This is a genomic window from Streptomyces sp. NPDC051563, assembly GCF_044454225.1.
Lineage (GTDB): Bacteria > Actinomycetota > Actinomycetes > Streptomycetales > Streptomycetaceae > Streptomyces.
Genome location: NZ_JBITDL010000031.1, coordinates 1 through 18,779, shown reverse-complemented (window position 1 = coordinate 18,779; position 18,779 = coordinate 1). Strand labels below are relative to the sequence as shown.

At 71.9% G+C, this 18,779-nt stretch carries 16 protein-coding genes; 14 read left to right on the top strand and 2 right to left on the bottom strand.

Features of this window, described 5'->3' with window-relative positions:
* Positions 1-231: 231 nt before the first annotated feature.
* The 9 genes from ACIA8F_RS30590 (at position 232) to ACIA8F_RS30550 (ending at position 11,819) form a co-directional block, all read left to right on the top strand.
* Positions 232-1,599 (top strand): SUMF1/EgtB/PvdO family nonheme iron enzyme, encoded by a 1,368-nt coding sequence (locus ACIA8F_RS30590; protein WP_399383610.1) that lies wholly within the window; start codon positions 232-234, stop codon positions 1,597-1,599.
* Positions 1,599-3,014: an MBL fold metallo-hydrolase gene (locus ACIA8F_RS30585; protein ID WP_399383609.1), complete on the top strand. Its 1,416-nt coding sequence runs from the start codon at positions 1,599-1,601 to the stop codon at positions 3,012-3,014. The genes ACIA8F_RS30590 and ACIA8F_RS30585 overlap by 1 nt, the downstream gene beginning before the upstream one ends.
* Entirely contained in the window at positions 3,011-4,015 is a 1,005-nt protein-coding gene (locus tag ACIA8F_RS30580) for an alpha/beta hydrolase-fold protein (RefSeq protein ID WP_399383607.1), read from the top strand. Before ACIA8F_RS30585 ends, ACIA8F_RS30580 begins: the two co-directional genes overlap by 4 nt.
* Entirely contained in the window at positions 4,003-5,844 is a 1,842-nt protein-coding gene (locus ACIA8F_RS30575; RefSeq protein ID WP_399383606.1) for an asparagine synthetase B family protein, read from the top strand. Before ACIA8F_RS30580 ends, ACIA8F_RS30575 begins: the two co-directional genes overlap by 13 nt.
* On the top strand, positions 5,786-6,883 hold the full coding sequence (locus ACIA8F_RS30570; RefSeq protein WP_399383605.1) for a hypothetical protein: 1,098 nt from the start codon (positions 5,786-5,788) through the stop codon (positions 6,881-6,883). The genes ACIA8F_RS30575 and ACIA8F_RS30570 overlap by 59 nt, the downstream gene beginning before the upstream one ends.
* Positions 6,880-8,283: an aldehyde dehydrogenase family protein gene (locus ACIA8F_RS30565; RefSeq protein ID WP_399383603.1), complete on the top strand. Its 1,404-nt coding sequence runs from the start codon at positions 6,880-6,882 to the stop codon at positions 8,281-8,283. The genes ACIA8F_RS30570 and ACIA8F_RS30565 overlap by 4 nt, the downstream gene beginning before the upstream one ends.
* A gap of 6 nt (positions 8,284-8,289) precedes the next feature.
* Positions 8,290-9,411: a threonine aldolase family protein gene (locus ACIA8F_RS30560; protein ID WP_399383601.1), complete on the top strand. Its 1,122-nt coding sequence runs from the start codon at positions 8,290-8,292 to the stop codon at positions 9,409-9,411.
* The gene (locus ACIA8F_RS30555; RefSeq protein WP_399383600.1) at positions 9,408-9,860 is read left to right on the top strand and encodes a pyridoxamine 5'-phosphate oxidase family protein; all 453 of its coding nucleotides are present in this window, start codon (positions 9,408-9,410) and stop codon (positions 9,858-9,860) included. Before ACIA8F_RS30560 ends, ACIA8F_RS30555 begins: the two co-directional genes overlap by 4 nt.
* 207 nt (positions 9,861-10,067) lie before the next feature.
* Complete coding sequence (locus tag ACIA8F_RS30550; RefSeq protein WP_399383598.1) at positions 10,068-11,819, top strand: FAD-dependent monooxygenase; 1,752 nt, start codon at positions 10,068-10,070, stop codon at positions 11,817-11,819.
* Between the two features lie 204 nt (positions 11,820-12,023).
* Here the strand turns inward: ACIA8F_RS30550 and hemG are convergent, their stop codons facing one another.
* A complete protein-coding gene (gene hemG, locus ACIA8F_RS30545) occupies positions 12,024-13,505 on the bottom strand; it encodes a protoporphyrinogen oxidase (RefSeq protein WP_399383596.1) in 1,482 nt (493 codons plus the stop codon).
* A gap of 349 nt (positions 13,506-13,854) precedes the next feature.
* On the opposite strand from hemG, the gene ACIA8F_RS30540 reads away from it, so the two are divergent.
* Both ACIA8F_RS30540 and ACIA8F_RS30535 read left to right on the top strand, forming a co-directional pair.
* On the top strand, positions 13,855-14,583 hold the full coding sequence (locus ACIA8F_RS30540) for an SDR family oxidoreductase (protein ID WP_399383595.1): 729 nt from the start codon (positions 13,855-13,857) through the stop codon (positions 14,581-14,583).
* Between the two features lie 106 nt (positions 14,584-14,689).
* Positions 14,690-15,568 carry an NmrA/HSCARG family protein gene (locus tag ACIA8F_RS30535; protein ID WP_399383593.1) on the top strand — a complete coding sequence of 293 codons (879 nt, stop codon included), beginning with the start codon at positions 14,690-14,692 and terminating at the stop codon, positions 15,566-15,568.
* Positions 15,569-15,599: 31 nt separating this feature from the next.
* Here ACIA8F_RS30535 and ACIA8F_RS30530 read toward each other — a convergent pair whose 3' ends face one another.
* Positions 15,600-16,220 carry a DsbA family protein gene (locus tag ACIA8F_RS30530; RefSeq protein WP_399383591.1) on the bottom strand — a complete coding sequence of 207 codons (621 nt, stop codon included), beginning with the start codon at positions 16,218-16,220 and terminating at the stop codon, positions 15,600-15,602.
* Between the two features lie 222 nt (positions 16,221-16,442).
* Here ACIA8F_RS30530 and ACIA8F_RS30525 point away from each other — a divergent pair, with 222 nt between their 5' ends.
* The 3 genes from ACIA8F_RS30525 to ACIA8F_RS30515 all read left to right on the top strand — a co-directional run bounded on the left by ACIA8F_RS30525 (position 16,443) and on the right by ACIA8F_RS30515 (position 18,641).
* Positions 16,443-17,471, top strand: a complete 1,029-nt coding sequence (locus tag ACIA8F_RS30525; protein ID WP_399383589.1) for a methyltransferase — start codon at positions 16,443-16,445, stop codon at positions 17,469-17,471.
* A gap of 72 nt (positions 17,472-17,543) precedes the next feature.
* Positions 17,544-17,963, top strand: a complete 420-nt coding sequence (locus ACIA8F_RS30520; protein ID WP_399383588.1) for a carboxymuconolactone decarboxylase family protein — start codon at positions 17,544-17,546, stop codon at positions 17,961-17,963.
* Between the two features lie 15 nt (positions 17,964-17,978).
* Positions 17,979-18,641, top strand: a complete 663-nt coding sequence (locus ACIA8F_RS30515) for a sulfotransferase family protein (RefSeq protein ID WP_399383587.1) — start codon at positions 17,979-17,981, stop codon at positions 18,639-18,641.
* Positions 18,642-18,779: the final 138 nt, after the last annotated feature.

The following is an 18,779-nucleotide window of genomic DNA, read 5'->3' as shown; positions in this document are numbered from 1 at the left end:
GTTGCGGCGCCTCCCGGGGACTGCCTAATGTTTGAGTCGTGAGGTCGAGAGGCCGCACAGACAACCACTCGAATCACCCAAAGAAGGGAGTGGAAAAATGAGCGACCGTGACTTCATCGAGACCCGCGACGCCAAGCAGGAATGCTCCAAGTGGTAGTCCACTGAGCCACGAATTAGCCGCCCGTACGGAATAACTCCGTACGGGCGGCTCGTCGTCCGAGAGAGGTAGAGATGGTAGGCAATCAGGTTTCAGGCGTCATCGACGTTCCCGCCGACCTGCTGGTGATCGACGATTCCACCGACGCACGCTACTGGGCTTCGGTTCAGCGCGTCCTGGACCTCGCCGAGGACAAGGGCCGCGCCGCCGACGGGATACCGCTGCTGACGAGCCTCGTCGTCGCCCACCCCGAATGGCCCGTACGCGCGGGCGCGGTGCGGCTGCTGGCCACCCACCACGCCGGCGAACCCGCCGCCGACACCGCCGTGGCGTCCGCGACCCACGACACGGTCGACTGGGTCGCCTTCACCGCGCTCAAGGTCATCACGGAGCACCGGATCGCCGCCGCCGTGCCCGACCTCATCCGCATCTCCGGCTGGCCCAGCAACTTCACCCGCCCCGACTGGGCCCGCAAGCCCGTCGGTTGCGGCGCGGCACTCACCAAGCGCGCCCTGATCGCCGTCTTCGGCACCCGCGACCCCGCCGAACTCCGTCGTCTGGAAGACGAGTACTTCACGGACATGCGGGCCCGCGTCGATGCCGTCCGCGCGCGCCCCCGGCGCAACGAAGACGTCGCCCTCGTGCCGGCCGGTCCGGCGATCATCGGTGCCGACGAGCAGCCCGACGCGTTCCGCATGGCACAAGACGACACCACGCTGCGCGCGGTGGACGTGCCCGCCTTCTACATCGACCGCACCACCGTGACCAATGCCCGCTACCGCGAGTTCCTCGAAGACGTCGGCGACTCCGGCCGGTTCGACCACCCCGACCAGCCGCTCGGGGGATCCCACCGTCCCGTGCACTGGCACGACCCGCGCTTCAACGCACCCGGGCTCCCGGTCGTGGGCATCGACTGGTACGACGCCCACGCCTTCGCGAAGTGGGCCGGCGGCGCACTGCCCAGCGAGGTCCAGTGGGAGAAGGCCGCGCGCGGCGTGGACGGCCGCCGCTTCCCGTGGGGCGACGACTGGGACCCCGGCCGGGTGAACTACGTCGAGCGGTCGTTCGGCCAGGCCGTGGCCGACCTCGACTCCCTCGAGGCGCTGCTCGTCACCATCGAGCAGGGAGAGAACCCCGCCGAGCCGGTGCTGGCGGCCGACGCGCTCCCCGAGGGCGCCAGCCCGTACGGCGTCCTGCAGATGTCGGGCAACGTCTGGGAGCTGACCCGGACCAACTTCTACACCGGCGAGGACATGGACCCCTTCTTCAAGGGACGCCACCCGCTGGACTTCATGAACCGCAAGGAAGCCTTCCACGTGCTGCGCGGCGGAACCTTCACCTCGCCGCCCGCCTGCCTGACCACGTTCTACCGCGGCAAGGACCTGATCACCGACCGCCACATGGAGGTCGGCTTCCGCTGCGTGTACGAGGGGACCGGCTGATGCGCCTGACCTCGCTCGGCCACGCCGCCGTCCTCATCGACACCGGGACGGAGCGGATCCTCTTCGACCCGTGGCTCACCCAGCGCCTGGACCGCTTCTGGGAGCACCACCCACCGGTGGCGGACGACCTGGTCCGCACGGTGCTCGACGAGGGCGTCGACTACGTGGTCCTCAGCCACCACCACTACGACCACCACCATTTCCCCTCCCTGCTCCGCCTGACCGACGGCGCCGACGTGGACTTCGACGACAGCCCGCGCCAGAGCTCCGAGGTCACCTGCGTCTACCCCGCCGGCCCGGTGCCGCCGACGCTGACCGCCTCCGGACTCGGGCACCAGGCGATCTCCTGGACGCTGCGCCGCTTCGGCTTCGAGCGCCTGCGCCCGGTCACGCCGGGCGACACGCTCACCACCCCGGGCGGGACGATCCTGCGGACGTTCCCCTCAGCCGTGTCGTTCCCCGAGATGAGCGTGCTGGTGCAGACCGCCGACGCGGCCGTCATGCTCTGTGGCGACGCGCTCCTCCACGAGGACACGGTCGCCGCCTTCCGGCGCGACGACGCGCCGCGGATCGACGCCGTGTTCGTCCCCGCGCACAGCATCTCGCCGCCCGGAGTGCTCACCGAGCGCCGCCCGCTGACCGACGCCGACGCCGACGCGGTCCGCGCCCGCGCCGTCGCGAACTTCGACCGGTACATCGACTCGATCCCCGCGACCCTGACCGTGCCCTCCTCGTTCGGCTGGCGCGTCAGCGGCGACGGCGAGCGCGACTACTCCTGGTGCAACAGGACGATGTTCCCCTTCACCCCCGCCCAGGCCCTGCGCCGCCTGGACGACCTGAGCCGCGACGGCCTGCTCTGGGGCCCCGGCCAGGTGATGGAGGTCGCGCACGGCAAGGCCGCCCTGGTCGACGGGCCGGTCGCGCCCGGTGCGTACGACTTCGACGAGGTCTACGCCGAGATCACGCTCGACCCGGCCACGCCCGTCCCCCCGTTCGACGCCTCCCTCGACCGGTACGGCCGCCAGACCCGCGGCGCCGACGACATGCTCCGCGACCTGCTGGAACGGCTCGTGGCGACCGACTACTGGTACCGGGCGCTGGACGACGGCGCCGGCCGCCACGTCGTCTCGCTGCACGAGGACGACGGCACCGAGACCGCCTTCCTGCTCGACCCGGTCACGGACCGGGTGACCCGGCTCGGCCCGGGCCCCGCCCGCAACCACGCCACCGGCGCGGAGGGCTGGACCGAGATGGCGGCGAGCACCCTGGAGGCCATGCTCGGCTCCGACCTCCTGATCGGCAGCTCCTACGGCCTGTGGGCCAGCAACGGCCTGCTGCTCTCCGCGGTCTTCCACCACCCGTCCTTCTACACGCACCACGTGGAGCGCGCGCTCCAGGAGGCGAACGAGGCATGAGCGACATGGTCGTGCTCGATCACGAGAGCACCCGTCTGCGCGGCAACCCGCTCGGCGATCCCCACCGGCGCCGCATCGAGGTGCACCTGCCGCCCGGGTACGACGGGGTCCGGCGGTTCCCCGTCGTGTACTGGCTGCCCGGGTTCGGCGCACACCCGAGCATCGCCGGCAAGGCGCTCGCCTTCGGCGCCTCCGTCGCCGACCGCCTCCGCCAGGCGATGACGGACGGCCGCGTGCCGCCCGCGCTGCTCGTCGTGCCCGACTGCACGACCGCCTACGGCGGCTCCCAGTACATCGACTCCGCCGCCTCCGGCCCGTACGCCGGCTACCTCGCCGAGGTCGTCGCCGAGATCGACGGGCGGTTCCTGACCCGGCCGCAGCCGGAGTGGCGCGCCATCGGCGGCAAGTCCAGCGGTGGCTACGGCGCACTCGTCGCGGGCATGACCTCCGAGCTGTTCGGGGCGGTGATCGCCTGCTCGCCCGACGCCGGATTCGAGCACAGCTACCTGCCGCTGCTGCCCGGCACGCTCGACACCATCCGGGCGGCCGGCGGCATGGACGCGCTGCTGGCCCGCCGCGGCGGCGGCCCGATCGACTCCCCCTTCATGGTCGCGATGAGCATCATCGCGATGGGCATGTGCTACGCCGACGACCCCCGGACCACCGCGTCGGACGCGATGCCGTGCGACCCCGTGACCGGCCTGTTCCGCGACGAGGTGTGGCAGCGCTGGCTCACCTATGACCCGGTGCGGATGCTTCCCGCCTACGCCGACCGGCTCGCCGGACTCGGCCTGCTGCACCTCAGCGTCGGCGAGCGCGACGAGTACGGCATGCACTGGGGCGCCCGCGCGCTGCACGCCGCCCTCGACGCGCACCTGGTCCCCCACCGCTACCTGGAACACGAGGGCGGGCACGCGGGCATCGAGTGGGTCTACACCGAGGCTCTGGCGGGACTCTGGAAGCTGTGGCGGGAACCGGAGGTTGACGCATGTGCGGCATAGCGGGCTTCATCAGCTTCGAAGGACGGCGCGATCCCGACTGGATGGACGCGCTCGGCCGGACCATGACCGGCGCCATGGCCCACCGCGGAGAAGCGGCCTGCGCCCCGTACGTCTCGCCGTGCGGCACCGTCATGCTGTGCGCGACGCGGCTGGCCGTGCGCGACCGCAGCCACGCCGGCGACCAGCCGATGGCCGACCCCACCGGCCGGGTCGTGCTCGTGCACAACGGCGAGGTCTACGGCTCCCGTTCGCCGGCGCCGCCGTTGTGGCCGCGCCGCACTACCTGTGACACCGAGTTCGTGCTCCAGCAGGTCCTCCGCGAGCCCGATCCGGCCGCCGCCCTGCTGCCGCTCGACGGCATGTTCGCGCTCGCCTGGCACGACACCTGGACCGGACGCGTGGTGCTGGCCCGCGACCACTTCGGTGTGAAACCGCTGTTCTACGCCCGCGTCGACGGCGGCCTGCTGTTCGCCTCGGAGCAGGGGGTGCTGCTCAGCACCGGCCTCATCACCCCCGAGGTGGACCGCGAGGAGTACCTGCTGCGCTCCTGGATCCGGATGGACGCCGCGGACGACCGCACCTGGCTGCGCGGCATCGAGGCCCTGCCGCCGGCCCAGTACCTCGTCATCGACCGCCCCCACGCGACCAAACACCGCTACTGGCATCCCGGGGCCGTGGACGACCCGATCGAGCCCGAAGAGATCAGAGCAGCCTTCGACCGGGCGATCGAGCAGCGGTCCGTGTCCGACGTCCCCCGGGCGGCGGTGCTCAGCGGCGGCGTCGACAGCACGGCGATCGTCGCGGGCCTGACGGCCCTGGGACTGCCCGTCGACACGTACGTCATGCGCTACCAGGACGGCATCGGCGGCTCGGGCGACGACGTCACGTACGCCACCGAGGTCGCGGAGCACCTGGGCGTACCCCTGACCGTCCTCGACCTCGACCGCAACGCCGCGGCCGACCTGCTGCCGGTGCTGCCCACCCGGTTGATGCGGCCGCTGCTGCACGGCGCCGAGCTGGCGATGCACCACCTCTACCAGGCGATCGCCGCCGACGGGAGGGTCGTCGTCTACTCCGGACACGGGGCCGACGAGTTCTGGGGGTACCAGGCCGGCCGGTACTTCCCCATCGTCGACCCCTACGCACCCACGTTCATCCACGGGCGCCATTACCTGACGCACAGCCTCCACGCCGACGAACGCCCCGTCTGGTCCCGGCTCGTCGCCTGGATGGCGCACGAGCTCGACGTCGACATGACCACGGTGACCGACATGGTGTGGGAACGCACCATGGCCGAGTACCGGGCGCTCAAGACGGCATCGCCGCTCAAACGCGGCAGGCACCACCTGATGCGGCGCTTCCTGGTCTACGTCAACGACATGGTGGACGCCACGTCGTCGACCTTCACCCTGGAGGACCGGCCCGTCTTCCAGGACGTCACCCTCGCCGAGCTGGCCTTCCGCTGCCCCGAGCACTTGAAGGACACCAACGAGCCCGGCACCCACAAGGGGCTGCTGAAGGCCGCGCTCGCCGACCTGCTGCCCGTCTCGGTGCAGCTCCGCCGCAAGCAGGGCTTCCCGACCCCCACCGACCCGGAATACGTCCGGCGGCTGACCGACCTGGCCGACGGGCTCGGCACCCCCTTCGGGCTCCCGAAGGTGCCGGCCGGGCTCCGGGCCGAGCTGGGCGTCGGCGAATGGATGTTCCTTGCCTCAAGCTCCGCCTGGCTCGACCACCTCGCGGGGCTCCGAACCGACCCGAGGAGTCACGGTGAGCAGTCTCGTCCCCCACTGGCGCTGGCACATCCTGGACAGCCCGGCCGATCTTGACCCGGTACCGCCGGTGATCACGGAGGAGCTCGCCCAGGGCTGGTGCAACTTCGTGGTGTGGCGGCCGTCCGAACTGCCCGAGGGCTGCGACACCGTCACCGGCACGATCCGGCGCGAGGCGCCCCCCGGACGCGTCGAAGTCGAGGGCCGCAGCCCGTGGACCGACGCCAACCCGTCCGGCTACCGCACCGAGGTCTCCGGCGGCGGACGGCGGCTCCGGCTCAAGCAGTTCCTGTACGACTGGGCCTTCCCCGCCGCGGACCACCCGTGCCTGTGGGGCAGCGCGACCAGGCCGTACGAGATCGGCGGGGGCCGGGTCGTCTGGCTCGGCACCGACTACCTGGGCCATCAGGCCGCCAGCGCCCGAATGGCGCGCACCACGGTCGAACTCTCCGTACTGGAGGGAGAGTTCACCGAGGACGAGCTCGTCGAGTTCTTCGCCGCGCTGCGGCCGGCCCTCCCGGAGGCGGCGGCGAGGGTGCTGGCCACCCCGTTCGCCGAACTCAGCTACTGGGCCCGGCAGCCGGCCGAGATGGTGTCGGTCCCCACCGGCGTCTTCTCCTTCCACCGGCGCGGGCGGGAGCACGAGGGCGACTGGGTCGCGTCCGGGGAGCTCACCGCCTTCCTCACCGGGCAGGGGATCCCGCTGTCGGCCGGCGAGTACCACGCCGACAGCGCCGCGACGTTCGGCGACGGCGCCGCCGTCCGCGAACTCGACGTCGTCTACGCCTCGGCGTCCGGAGGCGAACTGCGCCTGACGGCGCAGCGCACCGGAGGCGGGCGCCTGGTGTTCCCGCCGGAACGCGAGAAGCACCCCGCCACCGACGAGCTCCTGGACCTCGGCGGCCGCCCGTTGCACCTGGGCTACCCGCACGCCGCGTTCGGAGCCTGCGACGCCTGGTGGCAGCACCCCGGCGGGTACGAGCTCAGGCTGCTGGGCAGCGCGGGCACGAACCTGGGGCGGGACGCCTTCATCGGCCTGGTCACCGAGATCGACGCCGGGCTGCGGCCGGGCGGCAGTGCCGGGGCGCTGGGATGACCGAGGTGGGACGCGCGATCCTCGACCCCGCCACCGGGCGGCCCTTCGCCCACGTACCCGACACCTCCGGCCCCGGCGTCGGCGACGCCGTGGCCCGGGCGGCTTCGGCTTTCCACGAGGGCTGGGCCGACACCTCCCCGGCCCGGCGCTCCGGCCACCTGCGCGAGCTCGCCGGACTGCTGCGTGACGACCGTGACGCACTCGCGGCCCTGGAGCAGCGCAACGCGGGCAAGCCCCTGGCACGCGCCGTCGGAGAGGTCGGATTCGCCGCCCAGGTGGTCGACTGGTTCGCGGCGGCGGCCCGGTACCCGGTGGGCGAGACCCACCCGTCCGGCCCCGGCATGCGCACGTACACCGACCGCGTTCCGGTCGGGGTGTGCGTGGCCATCGCCCCGAACAACTATCCCCTCCTGCTGGCCGTCTGGAAGATCGCCGCGGCGCTCGCGTACGGCAACACGGTCGTCGTCAAGCCGGCGCCCGAGACACCGCTGTCGACCCGCCGACTGGTCGAGCGCGCCGCCGAAGTGCTCCCCGAAGGCGTACTCACCGCCGTCTACGGCGGAGCCGGCACCGGCCGCCTGCTGTGCGATCACCCCGCCGTCGCCATGGTCTCCTTCACCGGCTCGACGGCGGCGGGGCGCGACGTCGCGCGACGCTGCGCGGACGGTCTCAAGCCCGCCGCGCTGGAGCTCGGCGGCAAGAGCCCCGTCGTCGTCTTCCGCGACGCCGACCTCGACGAAGCCGCCCGCGCGGTCGTCACGGGCTTCACCGGCAACACCGGCCAGGTGTGCGTGGCCGGGACGCGCCTGATCGTCGACCGGGCCGTCCACACCGAGTTCGTCGGCCGCGTGGCCGAACTGGCCGCGGCCCTGCGCGTCGGCCTGCCGCAGGACCCCGCCACCGACCTCGGTCCGCTCATCAGCCGGGCGGCCGTCGAACGCGCGGCCGAGGTGGTCGACGAGGCGGAGGTCCGCGGGGCGAAGGTCATCCTGCCGCCCGGCCGGGACGGGATCCGCCACGAACTCGGCGGCGGCTTCTTCGTCAACCCGGTCATCCTGGACGGCCCGCCGTCCGACAGCCGCGCCTGGCGCGAGGAGATCTTCGCCCCCGTGCTGTCCGTGGCGGCGTTCGACACCGAGGCCGAGGCCCTGTCCCTCGCCCACGACACGGCCTACGGTCTGTCGGCATCCGTGTGGACCTCGGACGCCCACCGGGCCGAGCGCTTCAGCCGGGCCCTGCGCGCCGGCATGGTGTGGGTCAACACCTGGGGCGACACCGAGGAGACGGTCAGCGTCGGGGGCCTCGGCCAGTCCGGCTACGGCCGGGAGCTGGGCCTCCACGCGGTGGAGGGGTACACCAGGCCCCGCGCCGTCTGGGTGGCCCACCGGGCCCGGGGGTAGGCCGCGATGGCCCGGACCGACGAGCCCCGGCTCGATTTCCGCAGCGACACCCGTACCGTGCCCGACGCGGGGATGCGCGCGGCGATGACCGCGGCCGAGGTCGGGGACGACGTGTACGGGGACGATCCCACGGTCGCGCTCCTCGAAGCGCGGGTGGCGGGACTGCTCGGCACCGAGGCCGCGCTGCTCACGCCCACCGGCACCATGGCGAACCTGCTCGCCCCGCTCGCCGCGGCCGGCTTCCCGGGGTCGCGCGAGCCCCGGCTGATCGTCGGCGAGGACACCCACATGTCCTTCCTCGAATCGGACGGGCTGCGCCGCTTCGCCGGGGTCGAACTGCTGTCGGTGGCGCAGCGCCCCGACGGCCTGCCCGACCTCGACGCCGTGGACGCGGCCCTCGCCGCCGGGGGCGGCCGGCCCACCGTGGTCTGCCTCGAGAACACGAGCATGATGGGCGGCGGCAACGCCCTCGATGCCGGGGCGACCGGCGCCCTGGCCGCCCTGGCCCACCGGTACGGCGCCCACCTCCACCTGGACGGCGCCCGGCTCGCGAACGCGGCCGTGGCGCTCGGAGTCGGCCCCGCCGAGCTGGCGGAGCCCGCGGACAGCGTCGCCTTCTCGGTCTCCAAGGGGCTCGGAGCGCCGGTCGGCGCGCTGCTGTGCGGAACCCGCGCGTACGTCGCCCGCGCCCGCGAGCTGAGGACCGCGCTGGGCGGCTCCCTGCACCAGGCGGGCGTCGTGGCGGCTCCCGCCCTCGTCGCGCTGGAGCGGCTGCCCGACCTGGCGGCCGACCACGCGACGGCCGCCGCGCTCGCCGCCGGCTTCGGTACGGTGCCCGGCGTCGAGCTGCTGGACCCGCCGCGGCCGACCAACATGGTCATGGCACGCCTGGCCGGGCTGACCCCGGAGCAGTGCGCAGCCCGCCTCGCCGGCCACGGGGTGCGTGTCCTGCCCCTGCCCAACGGGTTCGTGCGCTTCGCCGTGCACCGGGCACACGACATGATCGGTGTGCGTGCGGCCGTCAAGGCGCTGGCGGCCGTCGCGGCCACCGCGTCGAAGGCCCTTACGACGACCGGAGGAGACCTCATCGGACGGGGCCTCTCCACGACACGGACGGAGGAAGCATGACGACTGTGCCACCACGTGCACTCGAAGAGCGGCTGGAGGACACTCGCAAGCGGCTCGAGAACGACGTCGATCTCTGGGTCGCCTCGGCGGGCGGTCCGGGCGGTGCCTACCTCACCCCGCTCTCGTTCTACTGGGACGGGACCGCCCTCCTCATCTCGACTCCGCGCGGTTCCGTCACCGGTCGCAACCTGCTGGCGGACGGCCGGGTGCGCGTCGGCCTCGGCCTGACGCGAGACGTCGTGATCATCGACGGCGACGCGGAGCCGGTGGACGTCGCCGACCTCGGCGCGGCCGCCGCCGCCTTCGCGGTCAAGACCGGGTTCGACCCGCGCGAACTCGACGAGCCCTACCAGTACTTCCGCCTCCGGCCCCGGCGCATCCAGGCCTGGCGGGAGGTCAACGAGCTGTCCGGACGCACGCTGATGCGCGACGGCGCCTGGCTCGGCTGAGGACCCGGGAGGAACGCCGGAGGCGCCCGCAGGCACCCCGCAGGCCCCCGAGGGACCCCTTCCCCGGGCAAGCAGTCGGCCGGTCACCCGCGCGGTTCGCGCGTGACCGGCCGGCGGCGTTCCGGAGTCCAGTCGTTCTTGACCAGGGTTGCGGACGGCTTTGTCAGGCTGTGCGGGAAAAGCCGTCTGATTTCTGGAAGGGCGAACATGACGTCAATCGAGGTTCCGGTCCTGATTGTGGGCGGCGGCGGGTGTGGCCTGTCCGCCTCCGTCTTCCTCTCCGACCAGGGCGTCGACCACCTGCTGGTGGAGCGGCACGCTGATACGTCGAGGGTGCCGAAGGCGCACTACCTCAATCAGCGCACGATGGAGATCTTCCGCCAGCACGGGATCCGCGATGACGTCCTCGCGGAAGCGGCGCCGCTCGACAAGTTCGGCAAGGTGCGCTGGGCGACCACGTTCGCCGGTGACGGTCCGCTGGACGCCCGCCGGATCCACGAGATGGACGCCTTCGGCGGTGGCGAACTGACCGAGCGCTACGGGGCGGCCGGTCCGGAACTGCCCGCCAAACTCCCGCAGATGTGGCTGGAGCCGATCCTGCGCCGGCACGCGGAGCAGCGCAATCCGGGGCAGATCCGGTTCGGCCACGAGGTGGTCGACTTCTCCGACGAGGGCGACCACGTCCTCGCCGAGGTGCGCAACCTGGAGACCGGCGAGACCATCACGGTCAAGGCGCAGTACCTCCTCGGCGCCGACGGCGGCCGCTTCGTCGGCGACAAGGTCGGCATAGAGATGCAGGGCCCGCCCAGCGACATCAACACGACGACCGTGTACTTCACCGCGGACCTGTCGCAGTGCTGGGAGGAGGGCACGCTCATCACGCACTACCTCAGCCCGGAAGACCCCGACCTCTCCGTCAACCTCATCGAGATGGGTCCGAGCTGGGGCAAGGCCTGCGAGCAGTGGGGCCTGCACATGGCCCCCGGCCCGGCCGGCCGCTGGACCAACGAGACGGTCGTCGACCGCATCCGCGAAGTGCTGAAGGTGCCGGACCTGGAAGTGACCGTGCACAAGGTCACGGACTGGATCGTGAACGCGATCCTCGCCGACAAGTACCGGGTCGGCCGGGTGCTGATCGCCGGCGACGCCGCGCACAAGCAGCCGCCCGCCGTGGGCCTCGGCCTCAACACCGGCATCCAGGACGCGCACAACGTCGCGTGGAAGCTGGCCGCGGTGCTGAGCGGCAGCGCGCCCGAGAGCTTCATCGACACCTACGAGGCCGAGCGCCGGCCCGTCGGCCGCGAGAACGTCGACTGGGCGGTCTCCGCGGCGCAGCACCACCAGGCGGTCATCGACGCCATCGGCGGCGGCCACAACATCCCGGCGGGGCGCCGCGGGCAGCGTCTGGCGGCGTACTTCGACCCGTCCCCGCTCGGCGACACGGTGCGGGCGCGTGCCCTGGAGGTGTTCCACACCCACCGCGGCGGCTGCCAGTCGTTCGAGATGGAGATCGGCTTCGCCTACGAGCAGGGAGCGGTCGTCTCCGACGGCACCCAGCGTCCGCCCCGCGTCCCCATGCGCGACGAGCACACGCCGACCTCGCGCCCCGGCCACCGGCTGCCGCACGCATGGATCACCCGGGACGGCGAGCGCCTGTCCACCCTCGACCTGACGGGCCGGACCGGCTTCACGCTGATCACCGGCCCGGAGGGGACGGCTTGGTCCGAGGCGGCCGTGCACGCGGCGGAGAAGTTCTCCGTCCCGGTCGACGCGGTCCGCATCGGCGACGGCGCCGAGTACGCCGACGTGGACGGCGGATGGGAGGCCGTCCGGGGGATCACCGGCGCCGGCGCGCTCCTGATCCGCCCCGACCAGCACGTGGCCTGGCGCAGCACCGGCGCCGCCGAGGACGCGGATCAGGCGCTGGCGGACGTCTTCGCCACGATCCTGGACCGCTGATCCGGTCAGGGACCCGGCCGGAGAGCCACAGATCCGGCAAGAGATCCGGTCAGCGGGCGAATCGCTGACCGGATCTTCCGGTTGCCCGGCGCGCAACGGGCGAGGGGCAGGACGAGAAGGGGCCGTGCCCGACCGGGCACGGCCCCTTCTCGTCCTGCGGGATCGCCGGGGTGATCACATGAGGATCACCCCGGCGATCCGGGCTCACACTCCGACCGCGACCGAGGAGGCCGCGACCGCCTTCTTCAGGAGGGGGAGGATCTGGTCGACGGCCCGGCGCGAGGTCATCATGCAGACACCGACGCCCACGCCGTCGTAGGCCGCACCGCACACCGCGAGTCCGGGCTGGGTCGCCACGGCCTCACGGATCAGCCGCACCCGGTCCACGTGGCCGACCGTGTACTGCGGCAGGGCGCTCTCCCAGCGGCTGACGCGGGTCGCCACCGGGACACCGGTCACGCCGGTGGCCTCGGCGAGCTCGGCCGTCGCCAGCGCGATCAGGTCGGCGTCGTCGCGCAGCAGCAGGGGCTCGTCGCCGAACCGGCCGAGCGAGCAGCGCACGATCTCCACCTCGCCCGCCAGGTGCGGCCACTTCACGGTGGTGAACGTGACCTCCCTGACGGCCTTGCCCTCCTCCGCCGGCACCCGGTAGCCCGCGTAGCCGCGGCCCGAGAGCCCGCCGGGGAACGCCGTCTTCGGGTAGGCGAGCGTCACCATGGCCGTGCTGGAGTACGGCACCTCGGTGAGCGCCGAGACGGCGGAGGACGTACCCGGGACCCCGGCGAGCAGGCTGCTCGTCGGTCCGGCCGGGGTGGCGATGATGACCGCGTCGGCGTCGATGACCTCCGGGTCGGCGGCCGAGCCGACGGTCACCTGCCAGCCGTCACCGCTGCGCCGCAGTTCGCGTACGAGGGCACCGGTGCGCAGAGCCGTGTCCGGCGCGGCGTCCAGGACCTGCTTGATGATCGCCGCGGGCAGGGTGCCGAAGCCGCCTTCGAGGGTGGCCACGCTGACCGGCGGGGGCCTCTCGCCCTCCTGCAGGTGCGGCACCAGCGAACCGGCCGCGTCCGCGAGCGAGATGTGATCGCGGGACGCCCTCGCCAGCGGGGTCAGGGTGGCTTCGAACGACAGGTCCGAGGCACGCCCGGCGAACACACCGGCGAGGAACGGCTCGACGAGGCGCTCCACGACCTCCGGGCCGAACCGCCCGCCGACGAAGGACGCGACCGAGATGTCGCCCTCCAGATCGAACGAGGGCAGTACGAGGTCCTGCTGGGCCCGCTCCAGGCCCGCGGCGGACAGCACCCCGGACTGGGCCAGGTCGTCCATGTCACAGGGCACGCCCATGAACTGACGGTCGGGCTGGTGCCTGATCACGCCCTGGGTCCAGATCGCCGACGCGGTGACCGGGCCGGCCGACACGATCTGCTCGCCGAGCCCCGCCTCCTTGATCAGGCCGGTGGTCTTCTTGCGGTTGGCGTACAGCGACTCGGCACCCTCGTCGACCGCGACTCCCGCCACGTCGGAGACCAGCAGCTTTCCGCCGAGCCGGGACGAGCCCTCAAGGAGCGTCACGCGCACCGGCTCGTTCCGCAGGTGGAACGCCGCCGCCAGTCCCGAGATCCCGCCACCGACGATGACCACGTGGGGCTTACCGCTCGCCTGAGCCTGTTCGCTCCCAGTCATTCCACCAGCTCCTTCATGGTTACGGTGTTGTAGGCCCGTACGGTCGGCGCCGATCCAGGCGTGGGCAGTCTGGCCGAGCGCCCCGGAACCCGGGTGGAGGGCGCCTAGAAGGCGGGCCCGTTTTTCGTGATTGCGTTCAGACCGCCCGTTCGACCGCGGACTTCCGGCATTTGAACAGGCCGTTTAGACGGCATCATCTGAGGTGCCCCGACGTTTGCGTTTCGTACCGTGAACGGATTAATTCATTGCTTGAAAACCGGGCGCACGACGTTCCCCTCGCCGCCCCTGCGCATCCGGCGAAGTGGCGTTCCGGGGGCAGCTGGACCCGGACCTCACGAAAGGGAAAAACGTGCCGTTCGAGAAGGTCGCGCTCATCACGGGCGCCAACAAGGGCATCGGATTCGCCATCGCCCGCCAAATCGGCGAGCAGAGGATCACCGTTCTCGTCGGCGCCCGCGACGAGGTGCTCGGCAAGCAGGCCGCCGACGAGCTGGCAGCGGACGGCATCACGGCCGTGCCGATCCGGCTCGACGTGACGGACCCCGCCTCCGTGGAGGAGGCGGCCCGCGAGATCGAGCGGCGCTTCGGACGGCTGGACATCCTGGTGAACAACGCCGGCATCGCGGGCGGCTTCACCGGGACGCCCAGCGAGGCGACCGCCGCCGACCTGCGCGAGGTCTTCGAGACCAATGTGTTCGGCGTGGTCACCGTGACCGGCACGATGCTGCCGCTGCTGCGCCGCTCCCCGGCCGGCCGCATCGTCAACCTGTCGAGCCACGTGGGCTCGCTGACCCTGGGCTCGGCCCCGGACGGCCCTCTGGCGAACCTCAGCATGATCGCCTACCAGTCCTCGAAGACCGCCCTGAACGCGGTGACGCTCGCGTACGCCAAGGAGCTTCGGGAGACCCCGATCAAGGTCAACGCGGCGCTCCCCGGAGTGGTCCGGACCGACATCAACCACCACCGCGGGTTCCGGTCGGCAGCCGAGGGCGCGGAGATCGCCGTCCGGCTCGCCACGCTGGACGAGTCCGGCCCGTCGGGCCAGTGCCTGGCGGACGACGGCCCCGTTCCCTGGTAGCGCGGACCGTCACCGTCCCGCGAGGGACCGCGGCCGTTCGCGGCCATCACACCCGACAGCCGGGCCGGGCGAGGCCCGGCGCGGGCACACGACATGGAGGCAGACAGTGGCGGTTGCAGAGACGATCCTGGTGACGGGCGGCACCGGCCGGCAGGGCGGGGCGGTCGCCCGCGACCTGCTGCGGCGCGGTTTCTCCGTACGCGCCCTGGTCCGCGACCCGCAGAAGGCGGAGGCACGCGCGCTGGAAGAGGCGGGCGTGGTCCTCGTCCGCGGTGACATGGACGACGAGGCGTCGCTGGCGTCGGCGACGGAGGGCGCGTACGGGGTCTTCAGCGTGCAGACCTTCCGGGGCCCCGGCGGCGTCGAGGCCGAGATCCGCCAGGGCAAGGCGGTGGCCGACGCCGCCGTGCGGGCCGGCGTGAAGCACTTCGTCTACAGCTCGGTCGGCGGTGCGGACCGCGACACCCGCGTCCCGCACTTCGAAAGCAAGCTGGTGGGCGAGCAGTACCTGGCGACGCTGGACCTGCCGGTCACCGTGCTGCGCCCGGCGATGTTCCACGACATCCTGCTCGACATCGCCCCACGCTCCATCCAGGGCCGGCTCGTCCTGGCGATGTGGCTCGACCCCGAGACCTCGGTGCAGTCCATCGCGACCAGCGACATCGGCGCGTTCGCCGCGGACGCCTTCGAGAACCCGCGGGAATGGATCGGCCGGACGGTCGACATCGCCAGCGACGAGCTGACCGGGCCGCAGATGGCCGCGGCGTTCGAGGCCGTCTCCGGCATCCCGACCCGCTTCCAGCAGCTGCCCATCGAGCCGCTGCGCGCGGGCCGCCCGGACCTCGCCAACATGTTCGACTGGTTCGAGCGCGACGGTTTCCAGGCCGACCTGACCGAACTGCGCAGGAACAGGCCGAACCTGGTCTCCGTGGAGGCGTGGCTGAAGGACAACTGGACCGCCCCGGCGGTCGCGGCCCGCGGCTGACGCCGGAGCCGGCCGCGCCGGGAGCCGGGACTCAGAGGAAGATCGGGTCCCGGGTCCGGGTGCGCTTGAGTTCGAAGAACCCGTCGGTCGCCGCCACCGCCAGCACGCCGTCCCAGAGCTTCACCGCTGCCTCGCCCCGCGGCGTGGGCGTCACCACGGGGCCGAAGAAGGCCACGTCCCCCACGGCGACGACAGGGGTCCCCACGTCGCTGCCGACGCGGGCGATGGCTTCGTTGTGCGAAGCGCGCACCGCGGTGTCGAACGCCTCGGACCCGGCCGCGTCGGCCAGGGCGGGATCGAGGCCCGAGGCGGCCAGGGCCTCCGCGTAGGTGGCCCGGTCCCTGGGCGCCTTCTCCAGGTGGAACCGCGTGCCGAGTTCGGTGTAGAGCCGGCCCAGCACCCCGGGTCCGGCACTCTGCCGGGCGGCGGCGCAGACCCGTACCGGCTCCATCCGCAGGGCCAGGTTCCGGTGCCAGCGCTCGTCCAGGTCCGCGCGACCCTCGTTGAGGACCGTGAGGCTCATGATGTGCCAGCGGATCTCCAGGGGCCGTCGCTCCGAGACCTCAAGGACCCACCGGGATGTCATCCAAGCCCAGGGGCAGGTCGGGTCGAACCAGAAATCCACCGGGGTCGGGGTGTCGTCGTGCGCCAACGTCGGCCTCCTCAAGGCGACTGCGAGGTCGCGGTCGGCACAGCCTGACAAGCGGGGTCGGATTCCCGGTCGAGCGTCAGTGGAGGTGGACTCCGTTCAAACGCGAGAATTACCCCGTTGAATCCTTCCTGTCAACGATCTGAGAAAATCTGTCGGTTGCGGTGGAGAGAAGCGTCGACCTATCGTCTGGAATCCGCAATAAGACACTCCGAGGGGAAAGCGATGTCCGCATCGGCCGAAGTCCGTGACCAGTCGGATTCATACGCGCTGCTCGAATTGATTCAGGGTGCCGTCATCACCCAGGCGATCTCCGTCGCAGCCCGGCTCGGCATCGCCGACGTGCTCGCCGACGGGCCGCTGTCCGCCGGGGACATCGCCCTGCGGGTCGAGGCCGACCCCGAGGCGACCCACCGCATCCTGCGCGCGCTGTCCGGCCACGGAGTCTTCGCGGTCCGCCCGGACGGCCGGTACGAGAACACGGCGCTGTCCGACAAGCTCCGCGAGGACGCCCAGGACTCGATGCGCAAGTTCGCCCAGCTGATGAGCCACCCCCTGCTGCACGAGGAGTGGGGCCACCTGCTCACCACCGTGCAGACCGGCGAGGCCAACCTGCCCAAGCTGCGCGGCATGAGCACGCTGGACTTCTTCCACGCGAACCACGCCTACGCCGCCGCGTTCTTCCAGGCGTTCGGCAAGGTCTCGGAGTCGGAGACCGACCCGGTCCTGGCCGCCTACGACTTCTCGGGGTTCGGCACCGTCGTCGACGTCATCGGCGGCCGCGGCTACCTCCTGGCAGGGGTCCTCCAGCAGGCGCCGAACGCCAAGGGCGTGCTCTACGACTTCGAGATCGCGACCGTGGACTCGGCCTCACTCTTCGAGGAGGCCGGCGTCGCGGACCGCTACACCGTCGAGCACGGCAGCTACCTCGGGCAGCTGCCCAAGGGCGCCGATGCGTACCTGTACAAGCGCATCATCCACAACTTCTCCGAGGAAGACGCCCTGACCGCCCTGCGCAACGCACGCGAGGCGATCGGTCCCGACGGCAAGCTGCTCTGCATCGAGTACCTGCTCCCCGAGAACAACGAGCGCCACATCGGTCACACCATCGACCTCTGGCTGATGCTGATGATCGGCTCCCGGGACCGCACCCTCGCGCAGTACACCGAGCTGTTCGCCAAGGCGGGCTTCAAGATCACCAGGGCGATCCCCACCGCGTCGCCGATCTCGATCATCGAGGCGATCCCGGTCTGACGGCCCTGTCCGACGTCATTCCACCTTCCAGCGCACCTTCATCACACAGGAGAACTCCCGATGGCTCCACGGATGGCAAACCCCTCCCTGGCTGTTCCCGGCGCCCTGCAGCCCCTGCTCGACCTGTCCGAGGTCATCGGCAAGGTCGGCGTGCCGCAGTCGACCCTCGACTTCATCCGGCTGCGTGTCGCCGGGCTCAACGGCCGGGTCTACACCTTCCCGACCGAGCCCGCGGACAAGCGCCTGCCCCTGGTGGACGGGTGGCGGACCGAGCCCACCTTCACCGACGCCGAGCGCGCCGCCCTGGAGCTGGCCGAGGCCGTCACCCTGCAGACCGACGCCGGCAACGCGCCGTCGGACGAGGTCTGGGCGAACTCCTCCGAGCACTACACCGACGTGCAGCTCGGTGCCCTGGTCATGCACATCAGCCTGGTCAACTTCTGGAACCGGGTGAACGTCGCCACCCACCAGGACGACGCGGTCTGGCGCTGAGGAAGAGGACACACCGTGCTGAAGCTCATCAACGCCGGCCTCGGCCGGACCGGTACGACATCGCTCCAGGTCGCCCTGGAACGCCTCGGCCTCGGGCCCTGCTTCCACATGTTCGAGATCGTCGACGACGACGAGCGCCTCGCACAGTGGGAGCGGATCATCTGCGAAGGCGAGCGCCCCGACTGGGCCGCGCTGTACGACGGCTTCGCCTCCGCGGTGGACGGCCCCTCCACCGTCTACTACCGGCAGATCAGCGAGGCGCTTCCGGAGACCAAGGTGGTCCTCACGGTGCGCGACGCCGAGGGCTGGTACAAGAGCACGTACGAGACGCTCTACCAGTTCGCGCTGCGGACCATGGAGCACCCGCCCGAGCCGGGCTCCCGGCAGGCCCGGCTGTTCCGCGTCGTCAACGCCCTGGTCTGGGACGGTCTCTTCGACGGCCGGTTCTCGGACAAGGACCACGCCATCGAGGTCTACCACCGGCACACCGAGGACGTCGTACGTGCCCTCGGCGCGGACAACGTCCTCGTGTTCGACGTGAAGCAGGGGTGGGAGCCCCTGTGCGCCTTCCTCGGGGTCGAGGTTCCCGACGAGGAGTTCCCGCGCGCCAACAGCACCGAGGAGATGCGCCGGCGGATAGCCCAGGCGGCCGGCGCCGCCCCGGTCCCCGCCGGCTGAGCCGGCACCGTTCGCAGCACACCCGTGGGGGCGCCCCCCCCCCCCCCCCCCGCCGCACCCCCGGGGATGAACGAGTGTAACGCCACCGCACGGGGTGCGGGCGCCCGCCCCCCACCCCGCGCCCCCCCCGGCAGAGGT

What these genes read in the sequence shown, in the direction of transcription:
- ACIA8F_RS30590 (WP_399383610.1), top strand. Translation starts at nt 232, where the DNA reads ATGGTAGGCAATCAGGTTTCAGGCGTCATCGACGTTCCCGCCGACCTG.
- ACIA8F_RS30585 (WP_399383609.1), top strand. Translation starts at nt 1,599, where the DNA reads ATGCGCCTGACCTCGCTCGGCCACGCCGCCGTCCTCATCGACACCGGG.
- ACIA8F_RS30580 (WP_399383607.1), top strand. Translation starts at nt 3,011, where the DNA reads ATGAGCGACATGGTCGTGCTCGATCACGAGAGCACCCGTCTGCGCGGC.
- ACIA8F_RS30575 (WP_399383606.1), top strand. Translation starts at nt 4,003, where the DNA reads ATGTGCGGCATAGCGGGCTTCATCAGCTTCGAAGGACGGCGCGATCCC.
- ACIA8F_RS30565 (WP_399383603.1), top strand. Translation starts at nt 6,880, where the DNA reads ATGACCGAGGTGGGACGCGCGATCCTCGACCCCGCCACCGGGCGGCCC.
- ACIA8F_RS30560 (WP_399383601.1), top strand. Translation starts at nt 8,290, where the DNA reads ATGGCCCGGACCGACGAGCCCCGGCTCGATTTCCGCAGCGACACCCGT.
- ACIA8F_RS30555 (WP_399383600.1), top strand. Translation starts at nt 9,408, where the DNA reads ATGACGACTGTGCCACCACGTGCACTCGAAGAGCGGCTGGAGGACACT.
- ACIA8F_RS30550 (WP_399383598.1), top strand. Translation starts at nt 10,068, where the DNA reads ATGACGTCAATCGAGGTTCCGGTCCTGATTGTGGGCGGCGGCGGGTGT.
- hemG (WP_399383596.1), bottom strand. Translation starts at nt 13,505, where the DNA reads ATGACTGGGAGCGAACAGGCTCAGGCGAGCGGTAAGCCCCACGTGGTC.
- ACIA8F_RS30525 (WP_399383589.1), top strand. Translation starts at nt 16,443, where the DNA reads ATGTCCGCATCGGCCGAAGTCCGTGACCAGTCGGATTCATACGCGCTG.
- ACIA8F_RS30520 (WP_399383588.1), top strand. Translation starts at nt 17,544, where the DNA reads ATGGCAAACCCCTCCCTGGCTGTTCCCGGCGCCCTGCAGCCCCTGCTC.